Here is a 24,465-nt window from a genome sequence, read left to right as displayed (position 1 = left end):
TTCGACGTGGTGGAGGGGGATGCTCAGCCGTCGAGCCGGACGACCCGGACGGCTCCGGCGGGGACCGCGAGGCGGCCCGCGACGCTTTCACCGGTCAGCAGCTCGGTGCCGGGGGTGTCCAGCGGCACCTTGGCGTCGGTGGCGGTGTGGTTGATCGCGAACAGGAAGGTGCCCGACTCGCCGGTGCGGCGGACCACCTCGACGTCGCGGGGCAGGTCGGCGCGCGGGGCGGTCCGGGAGTCCTCGATCGCCCAGCCGAGGAGGGTGCCCAGGCCCTCGGCGCCGAGGCGGGTGGAGACGTACCAGGCGGTGCCGTCGCCGAGGCGGTGCCGGGTGACGGCCGGACGGCCGGCGGTGAGCCCGTCGGCGTACGTCCAGACGGTCTCGGCACCGCGCGGGACGACGAACTCCGTCCACACGTCGGCGTCCAGCTCGGAGCCGTCGGGACCGGTCAGCCGGACCCGCTCGCCCGCGAGGAGCGGGGAGAACTCCTCGACGGTCAGGCCGAGGACCTCGCGCAGGGCGCCCGGGTAGGGGCCCTCGTGCACGGCGTCGTGCTCGTCGACGATGCCGGAGAAGTACGACACGACGAGCGTGCCGCCGTTGTCGACGTAACGGCGGAGGTTGTCCCCGGCCGCCTCGGTCATCAGGTACAGCGCGGGCACGACGACCAGGGGATAGGGCGACAGGTCGGCTTCCGGGTGGGCGAAGTCGACGGTGAGGTGGCGGTCGTAGAGGGCCTCGTAGAAGGCGTCGGCGCGTTCGCGCGCGTCGTGGTCCCGGCTGGGCCGCCAGTCGAGGTTCTGCGCCCACCAGGACTGCCAGTCCCACAGCACGGCCACGTCGGCCTGGGTGCGGGTGCCGCGCAGAGGGGCCAACGCATCGACGGCGGCGCCGAGTTCGACGACCTCACGCCAGACGCGGGTCCCGGTGCCGCCGTGCGGCAGCATCGCGGAGTGGAACTTCTCGGCGCCGCGCCGGGACTGGCGCCACTGGAAGAACATCGCGCCGTCGGACCCGCGGGCCACGTGCGCGAGGGAGTTGCGGGCCATCTGGCCCGGGGCCTTGGCGGGGTTGCGGGGCTGCCAGTTGACGCCCGAGGTGGAGTGTTCGAGCAGCAGCCAGGGCGCGCCGCCCGCGACGGAGCGGGTGAGGTCGGCGGCCATGGCGAGATTGACGTGGGTACGGCGGCCGTCGGTGATCAGGTAGTGGTCGTTGGTGACGAGGTCGACCTCGCGGCCCCAGGCCCAGTAGTCGACGGAGTCGCACTGGCTGAGGGCGGTCATGAAGTTGGTGGTGACCGGGACGCCGGGTGACAGGCGGTGCAGGATGTCCCGCTCGGCACGGAAGTTCTCGCGCATGGTGGCGTCGGCGAACCGCTTGTAGTCCAGCGCCTGGGCGGGGTTGCCGGCGGTCGGGGTGACGCGCGGCGGGTCGATCTCCTCCAGGGAGGCGTAGCGCTGGCCCCAGAAGGCCGTGCCCCAGGCCTCGTTGACGGCGTCGACCGTGCCGTAGGTGTCCTGGAGCCAGCGGCGGAAGTGGGCGGCGCAGGAGTCGCAGTAGCAGGCCGAGACGGGGACGCCGTACTCGTTGTGGACGTGCCACATCGCCAGCGCGGGGTGGTCGCCGTAGCGTTCGGCGAGCCTGGTGGTGATGGTCGCGGCGGCGGCGCGGTAGTCGGCGTTGCTGTGGCAGATCGCGCCGCGGGAGCCGAACGCGAGGCGCACGCCCTGCGCGGTGACGGGCAGCGCCTCGGGGTGGGCGCGGTAGAACCAGGCCGGCGGTGCCACGGTGGGCGTGCCGAGGTCGACGCGGATGCCGTGCTCGTGCAGCAGGTCCAGGACGCGGTCGAGCCAGCCGAAGTCGTATACGCCGGGTGCGGGCTCCAGCAGGGCCCAGGAGAAGATGCCGACGCTGACCATCGTCACCCCGGCCTCCCGCATCAGCCGGACGTCCTCGTGCCAGACGGCCTCCGGCCACTGCTCGGGGTTGTAGTCCCCACCGAAGGCGAGCCCGGTGAGGCCCCTGGGGGTGGTCTCCGGCATGGATGCTCCCGCTTAGTCGATCGATTGTGAACGTACACACACCGCTGCGGTGCTGTGAGCCCAACATAACCGCACAGCAACAACCATTGACAAGTGTCCGGGATGTTTCTCTACTGTGAACGCTCACAGAAGCAGCGCGAGCGCCCCGGAGGCGAGCCGCGCACAGCAGGGCAGCAGGTCTCCGCAGCAGGCGGGGACCCCAGGTCAGGGGAGTCATCCATGCCGTACACGAAGCGTCGTCGCCTCGTGAGTTCCGCCGTCGCCGTCGCGCTCGGCGCCTCCGCACTCGCCGCCTGCGGCTCGTCGTCGGACGACGACGGCGGGGCACGGTCCGGCCCGGTCTCGTTGACGTACTGGACGTGGGCGCCCGGCATGGACAAGGTCGTCGACCTGTGGAACAAGGGGCCGGGCAAGGAGCAGCAGATCACCGTCACGGTGAAGAAGCAGGCCTCCGGCGACACTCTGGTCACCAAGATCCTCACCGCGCACAAGGCCGGCAAGGCGCCCGACCTGGTGCAGGCGGAGTACCAGGCGCTGCCCACCCTCGTCAGCAATGACGCCCTGGCCGACATATCCGGCGAGGTGGGGGACGCGAAGAGCAAGTTCGCCGGGGGCGTCTGGCAGCAGACCACGCTCGGCACGGACGCGGTCTACGCGGTCCCGCAGGACATCGGGCCGATGATGTTCTACTACCGCGAGGACCTGTTCAAGAAGTACGGCCTGACCGTCCCCAAGACCTGGGAGGACTTCGCCGAGACCGCGCGGAAGCTGAAGAAGGCCGCCCCCGACAAGGATCTGACCACCTTCGCCGCCAGCGAGGCCGGGCAGTTCGCGGGCCTCGCCCAGCAGGCCGGCGCACAGTGGTGGACCGCCTCCGGCGACAAGTGGAAGGTCGCGATCGACGACGACGCCACCAAGAAGGTCGCCGGCTTCTGGGGCGGGCTGGTGAAGGAGGGCGCGATCGACGACCAGCCGATGTACACCCCGGCCTGGAACAAGGCGCTCAACACCGGCCAGCAGATCGCCTGGGTCAGCGCGGTGTGGGCGCCGGGCACGCTGACCACGGCCGCCCCCGACACCAAGGGCAAGTGGGCGATGGCCCCGCTCCCCCAGTGGACGGCGGGCGAGCAGCGCACCGGCAGCTGGGGCGGCTCCTCCACGGCCGTCACCACCGATTCCGAGCACCAGGACGCCGCCGCGAAGTTCGCCGCCTGGCTGAACACCGACGGCGACGCGCTGACCGCGCTGGCCAAGGAGAGCGGCATCTACCCCGCCTCCACGGCGGCGCAGACCTCCGGTGCCTTCAGCGAGCCGCCGGCCTACTTCTCCAACCAGCCCGACTTCTACGAGAAGGCGGCCGAGATCGCCGCGACCACGGCCCCGTCCGCCTGGGGGCCGAACGTCAACGTCGCCTACACCGCGTACAAGGACGCCTTCGGCAAGGCCGCGAAGAACAAGTCGGACTTCGTCGCCGCGCTGAACACCGTGCAGGAGGCGACGGTGGCGGACCTCAAGAAGCAGGGCTTCGGGGTCGCGCAGTGAAATCCGCGGCACGCCGGGGGTCGCACGGGGCCGGGAAGGCCCCGTACGCCCACCCGTCTCCCACCACCACCCTGGAACGAGCGCTTCGCGCCCCCTACTTCTTCCTCCTCCCCGCGACGGTCCTGTTCCTCCTGTTCTTCGCGCTGCCCATCGGGTACGCGGTCTGGCTCAGCTTCCGCAAGGTGGAGGTCTCCGGGCTCGGGCTGGGGGCGGGCGCCCGTACCGAGGTGTGGGCCGGAATGCAGAACTACACCGACGCCCTCTCCGACAGCGAGCTGCTGGACGGTGCGCTGCGCGTGCTCGGCTACGGCTGCATCGTGGTGCCGGTGATGCTGGGTCTGGCCCTGCTGTTCGCGCTGATGCTGGACTCCGAGAAGGTGCGTCTGGCGCCCTTCACCCGGCTCGCGATCTTCCTGCCGTACGCCATCCCGGGCGTGGTGGCGGCACTGCTGTGGGGCTTTCTGTATCTTCCGGACGTCAGCCCCTTCTACTTCGTCCTCGACCGGCTCGGCCTGCCGCAGCCCGACCTGCTGGACGGCGGCCCGCTGTATCTGGCCCTGTCGAACATCGCGGTGTGGGGCGGCACCGGCTTCAACATGATCGTCATCTACACCGCGCTGCGGGCCATTCCGGCCGAGGTGTACGAGGCGGCGAAGCTGGACGGCGCCACCCCGCTGCAGATCGCCCTGCGCATCAAGATCCCGATGGTGGCGCCGTCACTGGTGCTCACCTTCTTCTTCTCGATCATCGCGACATTGCAGGTGTTCAGCGAGCCGACGACCCTCAAGCCGCTCACCAACTCCGTGTCCACCACCTGGAGTCCGCTGATGAAGGTCTACCAGGACGCCTTCGGCAACGGCGACATCCACGCGGCCGCCGCGCAGGCGACGCTCATCGCGCTCGCCACGCTGCTGCTGTCCTTCGGCTTCCTGCGGGCCGCCAACCGACGCAACCGGCAGGAGGCGACCCGATGAGCACCGTTGCCCTGGCCGGGCCGGAGGCCCGCGCCACGCAGACCGCCCAGGGACCGCGGCGGCGCCGCCGGATCGCCCTGGTCCCCACCCTCACCCTGCTGCTCGGCGCGCTGTACTGTCTGCTGCCGGTCGCCTGGGTGATCATCGCGTCCACCAAGTCCGGCAGCGAGCTGTTCTCCACCTTCACGTTCTGGCCGGGCACCGGCTTCGCCGGCAACCTCTCCGACCTCAGCGCCTACCGCGACGGCGTCTACTGGCAGTGGATGGGCAACTCCGCCCTCTACGCCGGGCTCGGCGCGCTGCTGTCGACGTGCGTGTCGGCGGTCAGCGGCTACGCGCTGGCGGTCTACCGCTTCCGGGGCCGCGAGACGCTGTTCAACGTGCTGCTCGCGGGCGTGCTGATGCCGCCGGTGATCCTCGCGATCCCGCAGTACCTGCTGCTCGCGGAGGCCGATCTGACCGACTCGTACCTGTCGGTGCTGCTGCCGCAGATCCTCTCCCCGTACGGCGTCTACCTCGCGCGGATCTACGCCGCCGCGGCTGTGCCGTCGGACGTGGTGGAGGCCGGGCGGATGGACGGGGCGGGCGAGTGGCGGATCTTCACCCGGGTCGCGCTGCCGATGATGGTCCCCGGGCTGGTGACGGTGTTCCTGTTCCAGTTCGTGGCGATCTGGAACAACTTCCTGCTGCCGTACATCATGCTCAGCGACGACGAGAAGTTCCCGATCACGCTCGGTCTGCACACGCTGCTCGAACAGGGTGCCAACACCCCCGCGCTGTACACGCTGGTGATCACGGGCGCACTGCTCGCGGTGCTCCCGCTGGTGGCGCTGTTCCTGGTCGTGCAGCGCTTCTGGAGCCTGGATCTGCTGTCCGGGGCCGTAAAGTCATGACCATGAGCAACACGGGGGGCAGGCGCAGGCCGCCGACGATCCACGACGTGGCGCGCGAGGCAGGGGTCTCGCGCGGCACGGTCTCGCGCGTGCTCAACGGCGGCCACTACGTCAGTCCGGCCGCGGCGGAGGCGGTCAACGCCGCGATCCGCAAGACCGGTTACGTCGTCAACCGGCACGCCCGTTCGCTGATCACCGGCCGGTCGGACTCGGTGGGCTTCCTGCTGACGGAGCCTCAGGAGCGGTTCTTCGAGGACCCCAACTTCAACGTCCTGCTCCGCGGCTGCACGCAGGCGCTCGCGGCGCACGACATTCCGCTGCTGCTGATGCTGGCCGGCACGCAGGACGAGCGGCGGCGCATCACCCGGTACATCACCGCCGGGCACGTCGACGGGGTGCTGCTGGTCTCCAGCCACTCGGGCGACCCGGTGGCCGAGGAGCTGCGCGCGGCGGGGGTGCCGCTGGTCGCCTGCGGCAAGCCGATCGGGCTGGGCTCGAAGGTGAGTTACGTGGCCGCGGACGACCGGGACGGTGCGCGGGACATGGTGCGCCATCTGCTGGCGCTGGGCCGGCGGCGGATCGGTGTGGTGACCGGCCCGCTGGACACCCCGGGCGGTGTCGAGCGCCTGGCCGGCTACAAGGAGGTGCTGAGCGAGGCCGGGGTGGAGATCGACCAGCGGCTGATCGTCTCCGGGGACTACAGCCGCGCCAGCGGTGAGTCGGGCGCCGAGCGGCTGCTGGCGCAGGCCCCGGACATGGACGCGGTGTTCGTCGCCTCCGACCTGATGGCGCAGGGTGTGCTGACGGCCCTGCACCGGGCGGGGCGGCGCGTGCCGGAGGACGTCGCGGTCGGCGGCTTCGACGACTCCCCCGCCGCCGTCGCCGCCCGTCCCGAGCTGACCACGATCCGTCAGCCGTGGGACCGCATCAGCAGCGAGATGGTGCGCGTGCTGCTGGCCCAGATCGGCGGCGAGGATCCTGCGGCGGTGATCCTGCCGACGGAGCTGGTACGGCGGGAGTCGACGTAGGGCCCGGGGACAGACCCGGAGCCCGATTCGATGCGCGTTCATTCAATGTCGAACAAGTGTTACCGTTCGAGTATGGCAGCGCACACCACCGGCACACGGCTCGAGGAACGGTGGCGGGAGATCCTCGCGGTCCATGCCCGCACCCTGGGCGAGATCGACCGCGCGCTGCATCCGCACGGGCTCGGCGCCTCGGACTTCGAGGTGCTCGATCTGCTCGTGGCCGCCACGCCCGGGGAGGGCGAGCAGTGCCGGGTGCAGAACCTGGTGGGCCGCGTGCATCTCAGCCAGAGCGCGCTGTCCCGGCTCATCGCCCGGCTGGAGAAGGACGGCCTGGTCACGCGCAGCATCTGCGCGGAGGACCGGCGCGGGGTGTATGTGGCGCTCACACCGAAGGGCCGCGCGCTGCACGCGGAGGTGCTCCCCCTGCAGCGCGCGGCCCTGGCCCGCGCGCTGGGCGAGTGGGCGTAGCGGCGTCGGTCCGTCAGCCCTGCGGCCGGGCCAGCAGCGTGCGCACCCCCTCCGAGGTGAGAGTCAGCCGGTGCTCGGAACTGCCGTCGATGGTGAGGAACAGGTCCTCGGCCGGCCACTGTGCGGCCAGTGCGCCGAGCGGCACCAGACGGTAGCGGGAGACGAAGGGCAGCAGCCCGGCCATCTCCAGCTCCGAGGTGAACACGGGCACCACATGGGTGCCGCCGGGCTGCTCCAGCACCGGCAGCGCCACCGCGCCGGGGTCGGCGGCCTCCTCGTCGGCCGCGTCGTCGGGCACGGGGATCAGGACGTCGCTGTTGGCCAGGGCGTCCAGCGCCGCCGCGTTCTCGGTGTTCTCGGCGAGGGCGTCCAGAGCCTGCTGGGCGGGCGTCGGGGCATTGTTCTCGTGCGCGGGAGTTTCCATGGCGTTTTCCCAGGTAGCGGCGGTCGTGCGGCCCACCCGGGACAAGATCCGCCCCGGGCGCAGTGCTGCACGCGTACCCGATCGCCCCGCGCGCAATCATGCGGGTTCACCGAGCAGCCCCCGTCTCCCCCGCGGCCGGAGAGGGACCCCCTCAGAAGCCGTGCGCGCGCATGGCTATCATATGAGCGCCGTCTAGCTCGAAAGATGATCCTGTGACTGTCAACGAAGACTCGTTCACCAACTGGAAGCACCGCGAGGAGATCGCGGAGTCGATGATCCCGATCATCGGGAAGCTGCACCGCGAGCGGGACGTCACCGTCCTGCTGCACAGCCGCTCCTTGGTGAACAAGTCGGTGGTCAGCATCCTCAAGGCCCACCGCTTCGCCCGGCAGATCGCCGGAAAGGAGCTCTCGGTCACCGAGACGCTGCCGTTCCTCCAGGCGCTCACCACGCTCGACCTCGGTCCGTCCCAGATCGACATCGGCATGCTGGCCGCGACCTACAAGGCCGACGACCGCGGGCTGTCCGTGGAGGCGTTCACCGCCGAGGCCGTCGCCGGTGCCACCGGCGCCAACAAGATCGAGCGCGGCGAGGGCCGTGACGTCGTCCTCTACGGCTTCGGCCGCATCGGCCGGCTCGTGGCCCGGCTGCTGATCGAGAAGTCCGGCTCCGGCAACGGGCTGCGGCTGCGCGCCATCGTCGTCCGGGGCGGTGGCGATCAGGACATCGTCAAGCGTGCCTCGCTGCTGCGCCGGGACTCGATCCACGGCCAGTTCCAGGGCACCATCACCGTCGACGAGGCGAACAGCACCATCGTCGCCAACGGCAACGAGATCAAGGTGATCTACGCCGACGACCCGACGAAGGTCGACTACACGGCGTACGGCATCAAGAACGCCATCCTCATCGACAACACCGGCAAGTGGCGCGACCGCGAGGGCCTGTCCAAGCACCTGCGCCCCGGCATCGACAAGGTCGTGCTGACCGCGCCGGGCAAGGGCGACGTCCCCAACATCGTGCACGGCGTCAACCACGACACGATCAAGCCGGACGAGCAGATCCTGTCCTGCGCGTCGTGCACCACCAACGCCATCGTCCCGCCGCTGAAGGCGATGGACGACGAGTTCGGTGTGCTGCGCGGCCACGTGGAGACCGTCCACTCGTTCACCAACGACCAGAACCTGCTGGACAACTACCACAAGTCCGAGCGCCGCGGCCGCAGCGCGCCGCTGAACATGGTCATCACCGAGACCGGTGCCGCCTCGGCCGTCGCCAAGGCGCTGCCCGACCTCAAGGCGAAGATCACGGGCAGCTCGATCCGCGTGCCGGTGCCGGACGTCTCGATCGCCATCCTCAACCTCCAGCTCGCCCGCGAGACCGACCGCCAGGAGGTCCTCGACTACCTGCGCGACGTGTCGCTGACCTCGCCGCTGCGCCGCCAGATCGACTTCATCAGCGCCCCCGACGCGGTCTCCAGCGACTTCATCGGCTCGCGCCACGCCTCGATCGTCGACGCCGGCGCGCTGAAGGTCGACGGCGACAACGCGATCCTCTACCTGTGGTACGACAACGAGTTCGGCTACTCCTGCCAGGTCGTCCGGGTCGTGCAGTACGTCTCCGGGGTGGAGTACCCGACCTACCCGGCGCCGGCGGTCTGACGCACCCCGGAAGAAGCTGAGAGGGGCAGATCGGTAACGATCGTCCGCTCCGGGTTGCCCGGTGCCGAAGGGTTCCTAGTCTGCGGGCATGCCCCTCTTCAGCAGTCGCACGACCAGACGTCCCCGTATCGCCCCCGCGCTCGACGACGCCGTCCTGGCACGCGTCCTGCGGCAGTTGAGCAAGCGCGGAGGGGAGAGCAGGGCGCTGGACATCGCGCTGTTGTCCTCGGTGCTGGAGGAGACCGGGGACGACTGGGACCGCCGCAACCACCGGGTGTCCGTCCTGGCCGAGGCGACCGCCGGCACGGGGATCTCCTCGGCCTGGGTGGACCGGGAGCCGGACAGCGCGGACGCGCTGGTGTTCCACGGCCGGGTCGCCCTGGCGCGGGGGCTGCACGAGCGGCGTCTGAGGGACGTGCGGCAGGTGGTGCAGGACTGCCGCCGGGCGAGCGAGCTGAGCCCGGCGGATCCGCTGCCCTGGGTGACGCTGCTCGGCGTGGCGCGGATCGAGCGGTACGGGCAGAACGACGTCAACGCGATCTGGCGGGAGGCCACCGCCCGCGACCGCTGGCACCGCGAGGCGTATCTGCAGATGCTCGCCTATCTCTCGCCCGAGGAGGGCGGATCGAGCGCGGCCGTCCTCGACTTCCTCGACGTGGTGCGCGCGTACATACCGGCCAACGCGCCCTGCGCGGCCGTCGAACTGACGGCCGCCGTGCGGCAGTACCAGGGGCTGCTGGCGCAGGGCGGGGTGCGGGCCATGACGGCGGGCCAGCTGTGGGACGGCGGGCAGCTCGCCACCGCGCTGGAACAGGCCGCCGCGCTGTGGCCGAAGCCGGGCTTCTTCCAGCACGCGGCGATCCAGGCCGACCTCAACATGCTGGCGTACGCCCTGTGCGCGGCCGGGCGCGCCGCCGACGCGCACCCCGTGTTCCAGGTGCTCCAGGGCACGGTGACGCCGTGGCCGTGGCACACCGAGGGGGACGCCGTCCAGGTGTTCGAGCAGTACCGCGCCAAGGCGGAACGCGGACGGCAGGGCGGGGTCGGGATGTGAGCGACACCGCCCTGCCGGGTCCCGCCGGTCGCCGCGGTCCGGGTCAGGCGCGGGACAGGATCGTCTGCACGGCCTCGCGCAGGGTGCGCAGCGTGTCCGGTGTGCGGTGCTCGCAACGCCAGGCGACAAAGCCGTCGGGGCGCACCAGGACCGCGCCGTCCGCGCCCACGCCGTGCGCCTGCGCCCAGTCCTGGTCGCCCTCGGGGGCCAGTTCCGCCTCCGGGCCGCGCCCGATGCGATAGGAGTCCAGCGGCGCGCCCAGCTCCTTGGCGACCTGCTTGGCCGCGGTGTGCCAGGCGAAGCCCGCGTCCGCGGAGCTGAGCAGCACCAGGTGCCGTTCGTACAGGTCGAGGGTGGAGATCCGGGTGCCGGCGCGGTCCAGCCACAGGTGCGGCGCCCGGCTGCCCGGCTCACCCTTCAGGGCCAGCGCGTCCGGGACGACGGGGGTCGCCGGGTCGGCGCCCAGCACCGCGCCGCGCGGGTAGCGGTACCCGAGGGCCACGTTGAGGATGCCGCCCCGCTTGCCCGGTCCGCCCGCTCCCTCGGCCGGGGTGTAGCCGGGGTGGCTGTGCTCGACCGAGCGGGTCGAGGCACGGGCGCTGGTGGCCTCGGCGACCGGCCGGCGTTCGGCGTCGTAGGAGGCGAGCAGGCCGGGCCCGGCCCAGCCGCCCAGCACGGCGGACAGCTTCCAGGCGAGGTTGTGCGCGTCCTGGATGCCGGTGTTGGAGCCGAACGCCCCCGTGGGTGACATCTCGTGGGCCGAGTCGCCGGCCAGGAAGACCCTGCCGTCGGCGTAGCGTTCGGCGACCCGCTCGGCGGCGTGCCAGGCGGCCCGGCCGGTGATCGTGACGTCCAGATCGGGCACCCCGACGGCCCGCCGGATGTGCTCGGCGCACCGCTCGTCGGTGAACTCCTCGAGCAGCTCGCCGCGTTCGGGATGCCAGGGCGCGTGGAACACCCAGTGCTCCTCGTTGTCCACCGGCAGCAGCGCGCCGTCGGCGTCCGGGCTGGTCAGGTAGCAGACGATGAACCGCCGGTCGCCGACGACAGCGGCCAGGTCGCGGGAGGTGAAGGTGACGCTCACGTTGTGGAACAGGTCGCCGGGGCCGCTCTGACCGATGCCGAGCCGTTCCCGGACGGGGCTGCGCGGGCCGTCCGCGGCCACCAGGTAGTCGGCCCTGATGGTGGTGTGCTCGCCCGTCTCCCGGCTCTTGACCAGGGCCGTCACCCCGTCGGGGTCCTGGTCGAACGACATCATCTCGGTGGCGAACCGCAGGTCGCCGCCGAGTTCCCGGGCGCTGTCCAGCAGCACCGGTTCGAGGTCGTTCTGGCTGCACAGGCACCAGCTGCTGGGGCTGAACCGGGCGAGCCCGCCACCGGGGTCGATCTCGCGGAACAGCCACTCTCCGGCGTCGCCCACCAGGGTCGGCGTCTGCAGGATGCCGTGGTTGTCCGCCAGCACGGACGCGGCCTGCCGGATGCGCCCCTCGACGCCGGCCGTCCGGAACACCTCCATGGTGCGCACGTTGTTGCCGCGTCCGCGGGGATGGATCGAGGTGCCGGCGTGCCGTTCCACGAGGGTGTGCGGCACCCCCAGACGCCCCAGGAAAAGGGACATGGACAGGCCCACCAGTGAGCCGCCGACGATGAGCACGGGCGTACGGTGACCGTTCTCGCCGGCCTCTTCCACTCGGTTCATTGAAACGCCTCCAGCGTCGCGTGCGACGGGCTTGGGAAGGGACTCACATTGCATCCCCGGTGCGGGCCCGTTCGCGTCCTGGCGGCACCCGGTTGACGCACGGTTCACCCACCTGCCCCGTGGCGCTCGCGCAGCCCGCGGGGCCCGCCGACCATCGACTCATGGCGACCCCGGCCCTTCGGACACCGCGGTCGTTCCTGACCTTCCGTGACGAACATCCGCAAGGACTTCCGCACGGACTTCTGTGAGAAGAGGAGAGGTGCGCCGGATGACCATGTCGGGACGCATAGCGCAGTCGGCCTTCGACGGTTCCAGGCTGCGGGTGATCCTGCTGCTCGACCTGTACGAGGGAGCCCAGGAGCAGTTCCTCGACGCGTACGAGCACATGCGCAACAAGGTCGCGTCCGTCCCCGGTCACATCAGTGACCAGCTCTGCCAGTCGATCGAGAACCCCTCGCAGTGGCTGATCACCAGCGAATGGGAGAGCGCCCCGCCGTTCCTCGCCTGGGTGAACAGCGAGGAGCACGTGGAGACCGTCCGGCCGATGCACAACTGCGTCCGGGACACCCGCTCCATGCGGTACAGCATCCTGCGCGAGACCCTCCCCGAGCGGCCCCTGACCCCCGAGCGGGCGCAGGCGGGCCTGCAGGCGGCGGTCCGGGTCGGCGACGGAGTGGCGCGCCACGCGCTCACCTTCACCGTCAAGCCCGGCTCCGAGTCCAAGGTCGCCGAGCTGCTGGCCGGCTACCGGTCCCCCAAGGCACAGGTCGACGACACCACCCGGCTGCGCCGCACCTCCCTGTTCATGCACGGCAACCGCGTCGTGCGGGCCGTGGAGGTGGAGGGCGACCTGCTCGCGGCACTGCGCCACGTCGCCCGTCAGCCGGAGGTGCGGGCCGTCGAGGAGGCCATCAACCCCTATCTGGAACAGGACCGGGACCTGACCGACCCGGACTCCGCGCGGGTGTTCTTCACCCGTGCCGCGCTCCCGGCCGTGCACCACGTGGTGCAGGGCGGCCCGGAGCCCGCCGGTCTGCGCCGGCACATGCTGTACTACCCGGCCGTGACCGGCCGCGGCATGGATCTGGCCCGGTTCCTCGCCCACCAGGACGAGGCGGCGGCCGACGACCCGGACAGCCCGGTGTACGCGAGCACCGTCTTCCAGCGCGACGACATCGTCGTCCGCCTGATCGACGTCACCCGCGACCTCGACCTCGACATCCCGGCCGCCCTCGGCATCAAGGGCCCCGGCAAGGCGGCCGAGCTGGAACGGCTGCTGGACGGCGCCGCGATCGGCGTCGAGGGCTCCCTCGACGCGGAGCGCACCCTCAACCGGCTCCTGTCGCACGCCGACATGATGCCCGTCACCGACCGCAGCTCGGCGGACTCCTGACGGTCAACCGCGGTGACGTCCGCGGCCCGCAGCGCCCGGACGTCACCGGCACACCCGGAGGTATCAACCATGTCCAAGCAGCATCCACGCATCGTGGACCTGAGCGAGACGGAACCCAACCGACGGCGCGGAGGTGACCTCAGGACCCTGCTCACCCCGGCCACGGTGGGCTCCACCAGTGGCTTCATGGGCCTGGCGATCATCCAGCCCGGTGAGCGCATCGCCGAGCACTACCACCCGTACTCCGAGGAGTTCGTGTACGTCGTCAGCGGCGCGCTCGAGGTCGACCTGGACGGTGAGCCGTTCGCGCTCCGCGCCGACCAGGGCCTGATGATCCCCGTCGACATGCGGCACCGCTTCCGCAACGTCGGTGACGCCGAGGCCCGCATGGTGTTCCACCTCGGTCCGCTCGCCCCGCATCCGAGTCTCGGGCACGTGGACACGGAGGAGAACGAAGGCGCCGAGGCGGGACCGCAGTTGACGGTCGGCGGGCCGGAGAACGGCCGGCCGTCCGAGCCCAGTGGGGCCATAAAATGACCCGCCGAGTGGCCGTCACCGGTGTCGGTGTGGTCGCTCCCGGCGGCATCGGGGCCACGGCCTTCTGGGACCTGCTCGCGGCGGGACGCACCGCCACCCGCGGCATCACCCTGTTCGACCCGGCGGGACTGCGCTCGCGCATAGCCGCCGAGTGCGACTTCGACCCCTTCGAGCACGGCCTCGACGCGGACCTGTGCCAGCACGCGGACCGGTACATCCAGTTCGCCGTGGTGGCGGCCCGGGAGGCGGTGCGCGACTCCGGTCTCGACACCGACGCCGAGGACCCGTGGCGCACCGCGGTGTCGCTGGGCAGCGCGGTCGGCGGCACGACCCGGCTGGAGCACGACTACGTGCTGGTCAGCGAGCGGGGGCAGCGCTGGGACGTGGACCACGAGAAGGCCGAGGAGAAGCTGCATCTGGCGTTCTCGCCGAGCACCCTGGCCTCGGTCGTCGCCGAGCAGTTCGGCGCCAAGGGCCCGGTGCAGACCGTGTCCACCGGCTGCACCTCGGGTCTGGACGCGGTCGGGTACGCCTTCCACACCATCACGGAGGGCCGGGCCGACGTGTGCATCGCGGGCGCCTCCGACTCCCCGATCTCACCGATCACCATGGCGTGCTTCGACGCCATCAAGGCGACGTCGCCGAACAACGACGACCCCGAACACGCCTCGCGGCCGTTCGACGCCCACCGCGACGGCTTCGTGATGGGCGAGGGCGCGGCGGTGCTGGTCCTCGAGGAGTACGAGCACGCGCGGGCCCGCGGGGCCGAGATCTACTGCGAGCTCAGCGGCTACGCCACCTACGGCAACGCCTACCACATGACCGGTCTGACCAGTGAGGGGCTGGAGATGGCCCGGGCGATCGACACCACACTCGACCAGGCCCGCATCGACCCCACGCTGATCGACTACGTCAACGCGCACGGCTCCGGCACCCGCCAGAACGACCGGCACGAGACGGCCGCGGTGAAGCGGTCGCTGGGCGCGCACGCCCACGACACGCCCATGAGCTCCATCAAGTCCATGGTGGGGCACTCACTGGGCGCGATCGGCGCGATCGAGGTGGTCGCGTGCGTGCTCGCCCTGAAGCACCAGGTGGTGCCGCCGACGGCGAACTACGAGACCCCCGACCCGGAGTGCGACCTGGACTACGTGCCGCGCACCGCCCGCCCGCGGAAGCTCAGGAACGTGCTCTCCGTCGGCAGCGGGTTCGGCGGCTTCCAGTCCGCGGTGCTGCTCAGCGGGCCGGGCGGGAGGACACCATGAGCACTCAGCGCCCCGGGCGCGCCGCCGTCACCGGTATCGGGGTGATCGCGCCCAACGGACTGCGCACGGACGCCTACTGGAAGTCCGTGAGCGAAGGTCTCAGCGTGCTGGACCGCATCAGCCGCGAGGGCTGCGAGCACATGCCGCTTCAAGTGGCGGGCGAGGTACGGGCCTTCGAAGCGGCGGCCCTCATCGAGGACAAGTTCCTGGTGCAGACCGACCGATTCAGCCACTTCGCGATGGCGGCCGCCGCCCTCGCGCTCGACGACGCCGGGCTCGGCAGCGGTGACCCCGCTGAGCCGTTCTCCGTCGGTGTGGTCACCGCCGCCGGTTCCGGAGGCGGCGAGTTCGGGCAGCGGGAGCTGCAGAAGCTGTGGGGCCAGGGGTCGAAGTTCGTCGGGCCGTACCAGTCGATCGCCTGGTTCTACGCGGCGAGCACCGGCCAGATATCCATCCGGGGCGGCTTCAAGGGGCCGTGCGGGGTGGTCGCCAGCGACGAGGCCGGCGGTCTGGACTCCCTCGCCCACGCGGCCCGGGCGGTGCGACGCGGCACCGACGCGATGGTCGTCGGAGCGGCGGAGGCACCCCTCGCCCCGTACTCGATGGTGTGCCAGCTCGGCTACCCCGAGCTGAGCACCGTCGCCGAACCCGACCGTGCCTACCGTCCGTTCACGGCGTCGGCCTGCGGGTTCGTGCCCGCGGAGGGCGGTGCGCTGCTCGTCGTGGAGGACGAGGACACCGCCCGTGCCCGCGGCGCCTCGGTACGGGCCACGCTGGCCGGGCACGCCGCCACGTTCACCGGCGCCTCCCGCTGGGGGGAGTCCCGGGAGGGTCTGGCCCGCGCGATCCGCGGCGCCCTCGACGAGGCGGGCTGCGCCCCCGAAGAGGTCGACGTGGTGTTCGCCGATGCGATGGGCGTGCCCGAGGCGGACCGCGCCGAGGCGCTGGCGATCAGCGACGCGCTGGGCGCGCACGGCCGGCGGGTGCCCGTCACCGCGCCGAAGACCGGTATCGGCCGCGCCTACTGCGCGGCGCCCGTGCTGGACACGGTGGCCGCGGTGCTCGCCATGGAGCACGGGCAGGTGCCGCCCACGCCGAACGTGTTCGACACCTGCCACGACCTCGATCTGGTGATGGAGCGCGCTCGCCCCGCCGAGCTGCGCACGGCCCTCGTCCTCAGCCGGGGACTGATGGGCTCCAACGCGGCGCTGGTCGTGCGCCGCGGTGGCGATTCCGCCCGGTAGGACCGGGCGGGGAAGGAGCAGATCCCATGATCACCACCGAAGTGACCTTCGACGAGCTGGCCGCCCTGATGAAGAAGGCGGCCGGCATCACCGTCGACCCGCAGGAGCTGAAGCAGTCGGCCGCGGCGCCGTTCGACTCCTTCGGTCTCGACTCGCTCGGCCTGCTCGGCATCGTCGGCGAGCTGGAGAACCGTTACGGCCGGTCGCTTCCCCCCGACTCGGAGCGCTGCAAGACGCCCCAGGAGTTCCTCGACCTCGTCAACAGCACCCTCAAGGCTGGAGCCTGAAAGTGGCAGGACACACCGAGAACAGCATCACCATCGACGCTCCCTTCGACCTGGTCTGGGAGATGACCAACGACCTCGAGAACTGGCCGAACCTGTTCAGCGAGTACGCCTCGGTCGAGGTGCTCGCGCGCGAGGGCGACACGACCAGGTTCCGGCTCACCATGCACCCCGACGAGAACGGCACGGTGTGGAGCTGGGTCTCCGAGCGCACCCCGGACCGCGCCGGACGCACGGTGCGGGCCCGCCGGGTGGAGACGGGTCCGTTCGCCCACATGGACATCCTGTGGGAGTACGCGGAGCTGCCCGGCGGCACCCAGATGAAGTGGACGCAGGACTTCGCGATGAAGCCCGACGCGCCGGTCGACGACGACTGGATGACGGACAACATCAACCGCAACTCCCGGGTCCAGCTGGCCCTCATCCGGGACCGCATCGAGCAGGCCGCCCGGGAGCGCGAGAGCGCCTCCGTCGCGTCCTCCCGCTGACCGCGGGCCCCAGGGAAGGACTGAAGCCCATGCACCACGCCCTGATCGTCGCCCGTATGAAGCCGGGTTCGGCGCCGCAGATCGCCGACGTGTTCGCCGCCTCCGACCGGGGTGAGCTCCCCCATCTGGTCGGGGTGACGCGGCGCAAGCTCTTCCAGTTCGGGGACGACGTGTACCTGCACCTCATCGAGGCGGAGCAGGACCCGGCGCCGGCCATCGCGAAGGTGGCCGGGCACCCCGAGTTCCGCAGCATCAGCGAGCAGCTGGAGGCGTACGTCAGCCCGTACGACCCGGCGACCTGGCGCTCCCCCAAGGACGCCATGGCCCAGTGCTTCTACCACTGGGAGCGCGCCGCCCGCTCCTGAGCCAGTGAGCGGACACATCCGAGGCCGCCGGTCCCGCGTCAGACGCGGAGCCGGCGGCCTCGGGTTGTGCGGGTCGCCCGGGATCAGCCGGGGACGGTGCACTCGAAGGCGTGCAGATAGGCGTTGACCGGGCTGATGTCGCCGATGACCAGGCCGGCGTCGGTGAGCCGGTCGGTCATGCTCTGCCGAGTGTGCTTGGCACCGCCGACGTTGAGGAGCAGCAGCAGGTCCATCGCCGTGGTGAACCGCATCGACGGGGTGTCGTCGACGAGGTTCTCGATGACGACGACGCGGGCTCCGGGCCGCGCCGCCGCACGGACGTTGGCCAGGGCCCGGCGGGTGCTGTCGTCGTCCCATTCCAGGACGTTCTTGATGATGTACACATCGGCCGTGACGGGGATGGTCTCGCGGCAGTCCCCGGCGACGACCTGGACCCGGTCGGCGAGCGCGCCGCCCTGGCGCAGCCTCGGGTCGGCGTTCTCCACGACGCCCGGCAGGTCGAGCAGGGTGCCGTGCAGGTGGGGGTGCTTCTCCAGGAGGCTGGCCAGGACGTGGCCCTGGCCGCCGCCGATGTCCACCACCGAGGACACGTCGCCGAGGTCGAGCAGCCGGGCGACGTCGCGTGCCGACTGCTCGCTGGAGGTGGTCATGGCCCGGTTGAACACGTGCGCGGACTCGGGGGCCGCCTCATTGAGGTACTCGAAGAACTCCCGGTCGTACACGTCCTCGAAGACGTTGCGGCCCGAGCGCACCGCCTCGTCGAGCAGCGGCCAGACGTTCCAGGTCCACGGCTCGGTGCACCACAGCGCGATGTAGCGCAGGCTGTGCGGGTCGTCCTCGCGCAGCAGCCGGGACATCTCGGTGTGGGCGAAGGTGCCGTCGGGGTGTTCGGTGAAGACGCCCTGGCAGGACAGCGCCCGCAGCAGCCGGCGCAGGGTGTGCGGCTGGGTCTTCACCGCCGCCGCCAGGTCGTCCACCGTCATGGGGGTGTCGTCCAGCGCGTCCGCCACACCCAGGCGGACGGCCGCGCGGACGGCGGCGGCGCAGGCCGCCCCGAAAACGAGCTCCCTCAGCCGCATGGGCGGCGGGGGAACCTGATCAACGGTCGTCATCCGTTGCCTCGCTTCTGCAGTGCTGTCTGTGGGGGGTTGGGGGTGGTGCGGGCGTCAGCACATGCCGGCGGGCTCGGAGAGCGTGCAGGTGTTGCGGCTGAACGTGTTGGTCTTGGCGGTGTCCCGGTTGGCCAGGTCGGCCGGGCTGTTGCCGGTCACCAGGTTGTCGCGGATGTCGTTGTTCTCGTTGGGGGTGCCGACGAGGCTCTTGAACAGCACGATGCCGCCGGACAGCGGGGAGGTGCCCTTGTTGTTCTCCACCCGGTTGTAGGCCACGCGGGTCTTCTCGGCGCCGGTGAGGACGATGCCCGAGCCCTGCAGGAAGGGCAGCCGCGCGGTCTTGGCGCAGTACTTGTTGTTGCCGTGGATGTGGTTGTGACTGACGCTCAGGTCACCGGCGCGCGGCTTGCGCTCGTCGCCGACGACGAACACGGCGGCGCAGTTCCCGGTGGCCTCGTTGTGGTCGACACTGAGGTTGCGCAGCCGGCGCACGGTGACGCCGACACGGTTGCCGACCATGCGGTTGTGGCGGACGACGGTGCCCTGGGTGTCGCGGGCGCCTTCCTCGGTGTCGACGGTGTTGGACACGAACAGGCCGGCGTCGCCGTTGTTGCGGGCGACGTTGTGGTTGAGCACGCTGCGCACGGAGCGCTCCAGGGCGACGCCCCACGTGCCGTTCTTCTCGGCGAGCACGCCCTGGACCTTCAGCCGGTCCGTGCGGGTGGCCCACAGGCCGTTCTTCTTGTAGCCGCGCAGCGTCAACGAGCGTACGGCGACGTCCTTGACGGCCTTCTTGTCGGTTCCGGTGACGCAGATGCCGCTGCCCGCCTTGGCACAGGCGTCCTTCTCGGTGGTGTCGGGGACCAGCACGGTGCGGTGGGCGCCGTAGCCGCGCAGGGTCAGGTCCGACACGGTGATGCGGACGCTCTCCTTGTAGGTGCCGGGCGCGACGAGGACGGTGTCTCCGGGCTTGGCGGCGTTCACGGCCTTCTGGATGGACTGGCCGGGCTGGACGCGGTGCACGGTCCGGTGGTCGGCGGCCGACGGGGTGGCCCCGAGGCCTCCGGCGACGACGGCCGCGGTGCAGGCGAGATACGCGAGGTGTCGTTTGGTCATGTGCCGAAGCTATGAGCGGGTGTTCCGGCCCGCCACCGCTGATCACCCGGGCGGCAGCGCCGCGTAGGCCGTCCGGCGGGTGGGAGGCGACGGACCGTCAGAGGTGCTGGACGACGGTCCGTCAAAGGGGTAGCCGCGACAGGCGGGTTGTGGTTAGCCTTACCTAAGTTCGAGTGCGGGACTGCTGGCGCTGTGACTTCCGCTTCCGGAGGATGGGTGAGTAGAGCGGACCTGCCGGGACGGACCGTTCTGCGCCGCGCGGTGGGCGGCCAGCGGCGCGCCGTCGCTCTCGGCGCGTTACTGGGCATGGGGCATCAGGCGGGCGAGGCCCTGGTGCCGGTGCTCATCGGACTGGCCGTGGAACGCGGTGTGGTGGACGGCGACGCCTGGGGCCTGCTGCGCTGGCTGGGTGTCCTCGCCGTCGTCTACGTCGGACTGTCCTTCAGTTTCCGCCACGGCGCCCGGGCCGGGGAGCGCGCCTCCGTGGCCGCGGCCCACGAACTGCGGGCGGCGCTGGCCGAGCGGGTGCTGGCGCCCGAAGGCGGCGCGGACGACGGCCGGTTGCCCGGCGAGCTGGCGACCATCGCCACCGAGGACGCCAAGCGGGTCGGCGCCGTGAACATGGCTCTGGTCGTCGGCATCGCGGCCGCCACCGGCGTCGCCGTCAGCGCGGTCGTCCTGCTGAGCGTGTCCCTTCCCCTCGGACTCCTCGTGCTGCTCGGCACTCCCGTGCTGCTGGGGCTGGGCCATGTGCTGAGCAAGCCGCTCGAACGGCGCAGCGAGACGGAGCAGGAGCGCGCGGCGCGGGCGTCGGGCGTCGCCGCGGACCTGGTGGCGGGACTGCGGGTGCTCAAGGGCATCGGCGCCGAACCGGCCGCCGTCGCCCGCTACCGGCGCATCAGCCAGGACTCGCTCACCGCGACCCTGCGCGCCGCACGCGCCGAAGCCTGGCAGAGCGGGGTCGTGACCCTGCTGACGGGCGTGTTCCTGGCCCTCGTGGCGCTGGTCGGCGGGCGGCTGGCCGCACGCGGCGACATCGGCCTCGGCGAGCTGGTGTCGTCGGTGGCGCTCGCGCTGTTCCTCATCGGGCCGCTCTCCGAGTTCTCCTGGGTCAACGCGGAGCTGGCGCAGGGCCGGGCGTCGGCCGCCCGCATCGCCGGTGTGCTCGACGCACCGCCCGCCGTGCCACGGGGACCGGCGCCGGGCCGCGCCCTGCCGGAGCGGGTCGAGGGGCGGCTGCGGCTGCGCGGGGTGTCGTACGGGACGCTGCGGGGCGTCGACCTGGAGGTGCCCCCGGGTGAGACGGTCGGCGTGGTCACCACCGACCCGGGTGACGCGTCCGCGCTGCTGCGTCTGCTGGGCCGCCGCGCCGACCCGGAGGAGGGAGCCGTCGAGCTGGACGGCGCCGGCCTCACCACGCTGGACCTGACCGCGCTGCGCGCCGCGCTCCTCGTCGCCGAGCACGACGCCGACCTGTTCGAGGGCAGCCTCCTCGGCAACGTCACGGCCGTCGCCGCCGGTGCCGAGGCTCCCGTGGCGGCGGCGATCGCCGCGTCGGGCACGGACGAGGTGGTGCGCGCCCTGCCCGAGGGCGAGGCCACCGCCGTCAGCGCCCGCGGACGCTCCCTGTCCGGGGGGCAGCGCCAACGGGTCGCGCTGGCCCGGGCGTTGGCCGCCGACGCGCCCGTCCTCGTGCTGCACGAACCGGCCACGGCGGTCGACGCCGTGACGGAGGCACGGATGGCGGCGGGCATCGGGCGGCTGCGCGCCGGGCGCACCACCGTGCTGGTCACCGGCAGCCCCGCGCTGCTCGCGGTGACCGACCGGGTCGTCCTCCTCGACCGGGGCCGGATCACCGCCACCGGCCGGCACGAGCGGCTGGCCCACGAGAATGTCGCCTACCGTACGGCGGTCCTGGCATGAGCGAATCCCCGGCCGGCGCCCGGTCCGAGTCCCCGCTGCTGCCCGTCGCGTCCCCCGCCCGGACCCGGGCGGCCGTCGCCGCACTGGTGCGCCCGAGGCGGGCGCTGGCGCTGAGCGCGTTCGCGGTGATGGTCGGTTCCACCGCGGTCGGTCTGCTCATGCAGCCGCTGCTGGGCCGGATCGTGGACCTGGCCGCCGACCGGGCGTCCGTCGACGCGATCACCACCACGGCGGCGCTGCTCGCGGCCGTCGCCGTCGCGCAGGGGGTCACCGCCGGGTTCGGTCTGTCGCTGATCTCCCGGCTCGGCGAGTCGACGCTGGCCGTGCTGCGGGAGAGGTTCGTCGAGCGGGCGCTGGGGCTGCCGCTGGAGCGGGTGGAGCGGGCGGGCGCCGGCGATCTGACCGCCCGGGTCACCGCCGATGTGTCGCTCATCGCGGAGGCCGTGCGCAACGCGCTGCCAGAGCTCGCGCGTTCGTTGCTGACCATCGTGCTCACGCTCGGGGCGATGGCGCTGCTCGACTGGCGTTTCCTGCTGGCGGCCCTGCTGGCGGTGCCGGTGCAGGCGGCCACGGCCCGCTGGTACGTGGCGCGTGCCGTGCCGCTCTACGCCGAGCAGCGCGTGGCCGCGGGCGCGCAGCAGCAGCAACTGCTCGACACCATGGCGGGCAGCTCCACCATCCGCGCGTTCCGCATGGAGCGGGAACACACCGAGCGGGTCACGGAGCGGTCCCGGTCGCTGGTGGCCCTGACTCTGCGCGGGGTCCGGCTGGTGCTGGGCTTCTACAGCCGGCTGCACATCGCCGAGTACATCGGGCTTGCCGCGGTCCTCGGCACCGGCTACTGGCTGGTGCGCCAGGGCACGGCGTCCGTCGGCACGGCGACCGCCGCCGCCCTGTACTTCCACAGTCTGTTCACCCCGGTCAACGCGGCGCTCGTGCTGCTCGACGACGCCCAGGCGGCCCTGGCCGGCCTCGCCCGGCTGGTCGGCGTCACCGACCTTGCGCCGGCCGCCGTGCCGGCCGCCGGACCGCGCGGTACCGGGCGGTCCGGCCCCGCCGGCCGGGTCGATGTCACCGTCCGCGGGGTCACCCACGCCTACCGGCCCGGCCATCCGGTGCTGCACGACATCGACCTGACGATCCGTCATGGCGAGCGGGTGGCCCTGGTCGGCGCGAGCGGGGCCGGGAAGACGACCCTGGCCCGGCTGGTCGCCGGGATCCAGCCGCCCACCACCGGCACCGTCCTGGTGGCCGGCGTCCCGCCGACCGAGCTGGACCCGGCCGCCGCGCGGCGCACGCTCGCCCTGATCACCCAGGAGACCCATGTGTTCGCCGGCCCGCTCGCCGACGATCTCCGGCTGGCCCGGCCGGAGGCGGGCGACGACGAACTGCGCGCCGCTCTCGACCGCGTCGACGCGCTGGACTGGGTCGAGGCGCTGCCCGACGGGCTCGGCACCGTGGTCGGCGACGGCGGCCACCGGCTCAGCGGCGCGCAGACGCAGGCGCTGGCGCTGGCCCGGCTGATCCTCGCCGATCCGCCGCTGGTGATCCTCGACGAGGCCACCGCCGAGGCCGGCAGCGCCGGCGCGCGTGCCCTGGAGAAGGCGGTCGCCCGCGCCGTGGACGGCCGTACCGCCCTGATCGTGGCCCATCGCCTCAGCCAGGCGGCGGCCGGCGACCGCATCGTCGTCATGGACGCCGGCCGGATCGTCGAGACGGGCACCCACGACGAGCTGCGGGCGGCCGGGGGACGCTACGCAGCTCTCTGGGAGGCGTGGTCGGACATCCGCGACACCGGCTCCCGGACCGCCTGACCCCCCCACCCCCCCCGCACTGCCCTGCTCCACCGGAAACCGAAACGAAGGACCACCGATGTTCCGCTCCCGCAGAGCACCACGGCTCGCCGCCACATTCGCCACCACCGTCATGCTGCTCGCCACCGCCACCTCCTGCGGTGACGACGACCCGGGATCCGACGCGGCGGGCGCCGACGCGCGGGCCGGCGCCTCCGACGGCTCCGCGTTCCCGGTCACCATCGCCCACAAGTACGGCAGTACGACCATCAAGTCCGAGCCGCGGCGGATCGTCACCGTCGGCCTCACCGACCAGGACTCGGTCCTGGCGCTCGGCGAGGTCCCGGTCGGCACCACGGAGTGGCTGGGCGGCTACAAGGGTGCCGTCGGCCCGTGGGCCGAGGACAAGCTGGGCGGGGCGAAGGCGCCGACCGTGCTGAAGGACACCGGCACCGGCCCCCAGGTGGAGAAGATCGCCGCGCTCGAGCCGGATCTGATCCTCGCGGTGTACGGCGGGCTCACCAAGGAGCAGTACGCGTCCCTGTCGAAGTTCGCGCCGGTGGTGGCCCAGCCGAAGCAGTACAACGACTACGGCGTGCCGTGGCAGGAGCAGACCGAGACGATCGGCAAGGCGCTCGGCAAGGCCGACGAGGCCGAGAAGGCCGTCGCGGAGACCGAGGACAGGATCAGGGCCGCGGCCGGCGAGCACCCCGAGTTCAAGGGCGCGAGCGCGGTGATGGCCACGCCGTACGAGGGCATGTTCGTCTTCGGCAGCCAGGACCCGCGCTCGCGGCTGCTGACGAACCTCGGGTTCACCCTGCCCGCGGACCTGGACAAGGTGATCGGTGACCAGTTCGGCGCGAACATCAGCAAGGAGCGCACCGACCTGCTCGACCAGGACGCGGTCGTGTGGCAGGTCGGTGACGTCACCAAGGACGCCGCCAAGCTGCACGAGGACGCCTCCTACAAGGATCTGACGGTGGTGAAGGAGGGCCGGGAGGTCTTCGTCGACGAGACCAGCGACTACGGCAACGCGCTGTCCATGGGCACGGTCCTGAGCCTGCCGTATGTGATCGAGCGGCTGGTGCCGCAGCTGGCGGCGGCCGTCGACGGCAAGCCCGCGACGAAGGTGGAGCAGCCCGCGTCCTGACGCGGCCCGG

The 24,465-nt window shown here is 71.9% G+C and carries 22 protein-coding genes; 17 read left to right on the top strand and 5 right to left on the bottom strand.

The window, feature by feature from the left end; all coding sequences use genetic code 11:
• Nucleotides 1-23 precede the first annotated feature (23 nt).
• Complete coding sequence (locus AB0412_RS05380; RefSeq protein WP_366401140.1) at nucleotides 24-2,045, bottom strand: beta-galactosidase; 2,022 nt, start codon at nucleotides 2,043-2,045, stop codon at nucleotides 24-26.
• Between the two features lie 219 nt (nucleotides 2,046-2,264).
• On the opposite strand from AB0412_RS05380, the gene AB0412_RS05375 reads away from it, so the two are divergent.
• The 5 genes from AB0412_RS05375 to AB0412_RS05355 all read left to right on the top strand — a co-directional run bounded on the left by AB0412_RS05375 (nucleotide 2,265) and on the right by AB0412_RS05355 (nucleotide 6,950).
• Nucleotides 2,265-3,587: an extracellular solute-binding protein gene (locus AB0412_RS05375; protein WP_366401139.1), complete on the top strand. Its 1,323-nt coding sequence runs from the start codon at nucleotides 2,265-2,267 to the stop codon at nucleotides 3,585-3,587.
• Nucleotides 3,584-4,561: a sugar ABC transporter permease gene (locus AB0412_RS05370; RefSeq protein WP_366401138.1), complete on the top strand. Its 978-nt coding sequence runs from the start codon at nucleotides 3,584-3,586 to the stop codon at nucleotides 4,559-4,561. The genes AB0412_RS05375 and AB0412_RS05370 overlap by 4 nt, the downstream gene beginning before the upstream one ends.
• The gene (locus AB0412_RS05365; RefSeq protein WP_366401137.1) at nucleotides 4,558-5,454 is read left to right on the top strand and encodes a carbohydrate ABC transporter permease; all 897 of its coding nucleotides are present in this window, start codon (nucleotides 4,558-4,560) and stop codon (nucleotides 5,452-5,454) included. The genes AB0412_RS05370 and AB0412_RS05365 overlap by 4 nt, the downstream gene beginning before the upstream one ends.
• Entirely contained in the window at nucleotides 5,451-6,482 is a 1,032-nt protein-coding gene (locus tag AB0412_RS05360) for a LacI family DNA-binding transcriptional regulator (RefSeq protein ID WP_366401136.1), read from the top strand. Before AB0412_RS05365 ends, AB0412_RS05360 begins: the two co-directional genes overlap by 4 nt.
• 72 nt (nucleotides 6,483-6,554) lie before the next feature.
• A complete protein-coding gene (locus AB0412_RS05355; RefSeq protein WP_366401135.1) occupies nucleotides 6,555-6,950 on the top strand; it encodes a MarR family transcriptional regulator in 396 nt (131 codons plus the stop codon).
• A 13-nt stretch (nucleotides 6,951-6,963) separates the two neighbouring features.
• On the opposite strand, the gene AB0412_RS05350 is transcribed toward AB0412_RS05355, so the two are convergent.
• Complete coding sequence (locus AB0412_RS05350) at nucleotides 6,964-7,374, bottom strand: SseB family protein (RefSeq protein ID WP_366401134.1); 411 nt, start codon at nucleotides 7,372-7,374, stop codon at nucleotides 6,964-6,966.
• 212 nt (nucleotides 7,375-7,586) lie between these two features.
• On the opposite strand from AB0412_RS05350, the gene AB0412_RS05345 reads away from it, so the two are divergent.
• The gene (locus AB0412_RS05345; protein WP_366401133.1) at nucleotides 7,587-9,032 is read left to right on the top strand and encodes a glyceraldehyde-3-phosphate dehydrogenase; all 1,446 of its coding nucleotides are present in this window, start codon (nucleotides 7,587-7,589) and stop codon (nucleotides 9,030-9,032) included.
• A gap of 88 nt (nucleotides 9,033-9,120) precedes the next feature.
• The gene (locus AB0412_RS05340; RefSeq protein WP_366401132.1) at nucleotides 9,121-10,086 is read left to right on the top strand and encodes a hypothetical protein; all 966 of its coding nucleotides are present in this window, start codon (nucleotides 9,121-9,123) and stop codon (nucleotides 10,084-10,086) included.
• Between the two features lie 43 nt (nucleotides 10,087-10,129).
• Here the strand turns inward: AB0412_RS05340 and AB0412_RS05335 are convergent, their stop codons facing one another.
• Nucleotides 10,130-11,785, bottom strand: a complete 1,656-nt coding sequence (locus AB0412_RS05335) for an FAD-dependent monooxygenase (protein ID WP_366401131.1) — start codon at nucleotides 11,783-11,785, stop codon at nucleotides 10,130-10,132.
• A gap of 268 nt (nucleotides 11,786-12,053) precedes the next feature.
• Between AB0412_RS05335 and AB0412_RS05330 the strand changes: the two genes are divergently transcribed.
• The 7 genes from AB0412_RS05330 to AB0412_RS05300 all read left to right on the top strand — a co-directional run bounded on the left by AB0412_RS05330 (nucleotide 12,054) and on the right by AB0412_RS05300 (nucleotide 17,361).
• Nucleotides 12,054-13,178 (top strand): SchA/CurD-like domain-containing protein, encoded by a 1,125-nt coding sequence (locus AB0412_RS05330; RefSeq protein WP_366401130.1) that lies wholly within the window; start codon nucleotides 12,054-12,056, stop codon nucleotides 13,176-13,178.
• Between the two features lie 69 nt (nucleotides 13,179-13,247).
• Entirely contained in the window at nucleotides 13,248-13,715 is a 468-nt protein-coding gene (locus AB0412_RS05325) for a cupin domain-containing protein (RefSeq protein ID WP_366401129.1), read from the top strand.
• A complete protein-coding gene (locus AB0412_RS05320; RefSeq protein ID WP_366401128.1) occupies nucleotides 13,712-14,980 on the top strand; it encodes a beta-ketoacyl-[acyl-carrier-protein] synthase family protein in 1,269 nt (422 codons plus the stop codon). The genes AB0412_RS05325 and AB0412_RS05320 overlap by 4 nt, the downstream gene beginning before the upstream one ends.
• Nucleotides 14,977-16,224 carry a ketosynthase chain-length factor gene (locus AB0412_RS05315; RefSeq protein WP_366401127.1) on the top strand — a complete coding sequence of 416 codons (1,248 nt, stop codon included), beginning with the start codon at nucleotides 14,977-14,979 and terminating at the stop codon, nucleotides 16,222-16,224. The genes AB0412_RS05320 and AB0412_RS05315 overlap by 4 nt, the downstream gene beginning before the upstream one ends.
• 26 nt (nucleotides 16,225-16,250) lie before the next feature.
• Nucleotides 16,251-16,511, top strand: a complete 261-nt coding sequence (locus tag AB0412_RS05310; protein WP_366401126.1) for an acyl carrier protein — start codon at nucleotides 16,251-16,253, stop codon at nucleotides 16,509-16,511.
• A gap of 2 nt (nucleotides 16,512-16,513) precedes the next feature.
• Nucleotides 16,514-16,996 (top strand): SRPBCC family protein, encoded by a 483-nt coding sequence (locus AB0412_RS05305; protein WP_366401125.1) that lies wholly within the window; start codon nucleotides 16,514-16,516, stop codon nucleotides 16,994-16,996.
• A gap of 29 nt (nucleotides 16,997-17,025) precedes the next feature.
• A complete protein-coding gene (locus AB0412_RS05300; RefSeq protein WP_366401124.1) occupies nucleotides 17,026-17,361 on the top strand; it encodes a TcmI family type II polyketide cyclase in 336 nt (111 codons plus the stop codon).
• An 83-nt stretch (nucleotides 17,362-17,444) separates the two neighbouring features.
• Here the strand turns inward: AB0412_RS05300 and AB0412_RS05295 are convergent, their stop codons facing one another.
• Both AB0412_RS05295 and AB0412_RS05290 read right to left on the bottom strand, forming a co-directional pair.
• Complete coding sequence (locus tag AB0412_RS05295) at nucleotides 17,445-18,473, bottom strand: methyltransferase (RefSeq protein WP_366401123.1); 1,029 nt, start codon at nucleotides 18,471-18,473, stop codon at nucleotides 17,445-17,447.
• A gap of 54 nt (nucleotides 18,474-18,527) precedes the next feature.
• Nucleotides 18,528-19,589 (bottom strand): right-handed parallel beta-helix repeat-containing protein, encoded by a 1,062-nt coding sequence (locus tag AB0412_RS05290; protein WP_366401122.1) that lies wholly within the window; start codon nucleotides 19,587-19,589, stop codon nucleotides 18,528-18,530.
• Between the two features lie 216 nt (nucleotides 19,590-19,805).
• On the opposite strand from AB0412_RS05290, the gene AB0412_RS05285 reads away from it, so the two are divergent.
• Genes AB0412_RS05285 through AB0412_RS05275 form a run of 3 tightly spaced genes read left to right on the top strand, consistent with a single transcriptional unit; the run spans nucleotide 19,806 to nucleotide 24,455 of the window.
• On the top strand, nucleotides 19,806-21,512 hold the full coding sequence (locus tag AB0412_RS05285) for an ABC transporter ATP-binding protein (RefSeq protein ID WP_366401121.1): 1,707 nt from the start codon (nucleotides 19,806-19,808) through the stop codon (nucleotides 21,510-21,512).
• A complete protein-coding gene (locus tag AB0412_RS05280; RefSeq protein ID WP_366401120.1) occupies nucleotides 21,509-23,326 on the top strand; it encodes an ABC transporter ATP-binding protein in 1,818 nt (605 codons plus the stop codon). Before AB0412_RS05285 ends, AB0412_RS05280 begins: the two co-directional genes overlap by 4 nt.
• A 58-nt stretch (nucleotides 23,327-23,384) precedes the next feature.
• Nucleotides 23,385-24,455, top strand: coding sequence for an iron-siderophore ABC transporter substrate-binding protein (locus AB0412_RS05275; protein ID WP_366401119.1), 1,071 nt, complete (start codon nucleotides 23,385-23,387; stop codon nucleotides 24,453-24,455).
• Nucleotides 24,456-24,465 lie beyond the last annotated feature (10 nt).

It is taken from the genome of Streptomyces sp. NPDC052012 (genome assembly GCF_040689265.1).
Lineage (GTDB): Bacteria > Actinomycetota > Actinomycetes > Streptomycetales > Streptomycetaceae > Streptomyces.
The sequence above is the reverse complement of the archived record's forward strand: the minus strand, read 5'-3'. Positions and strand labels throughout refer to the sequence as shown.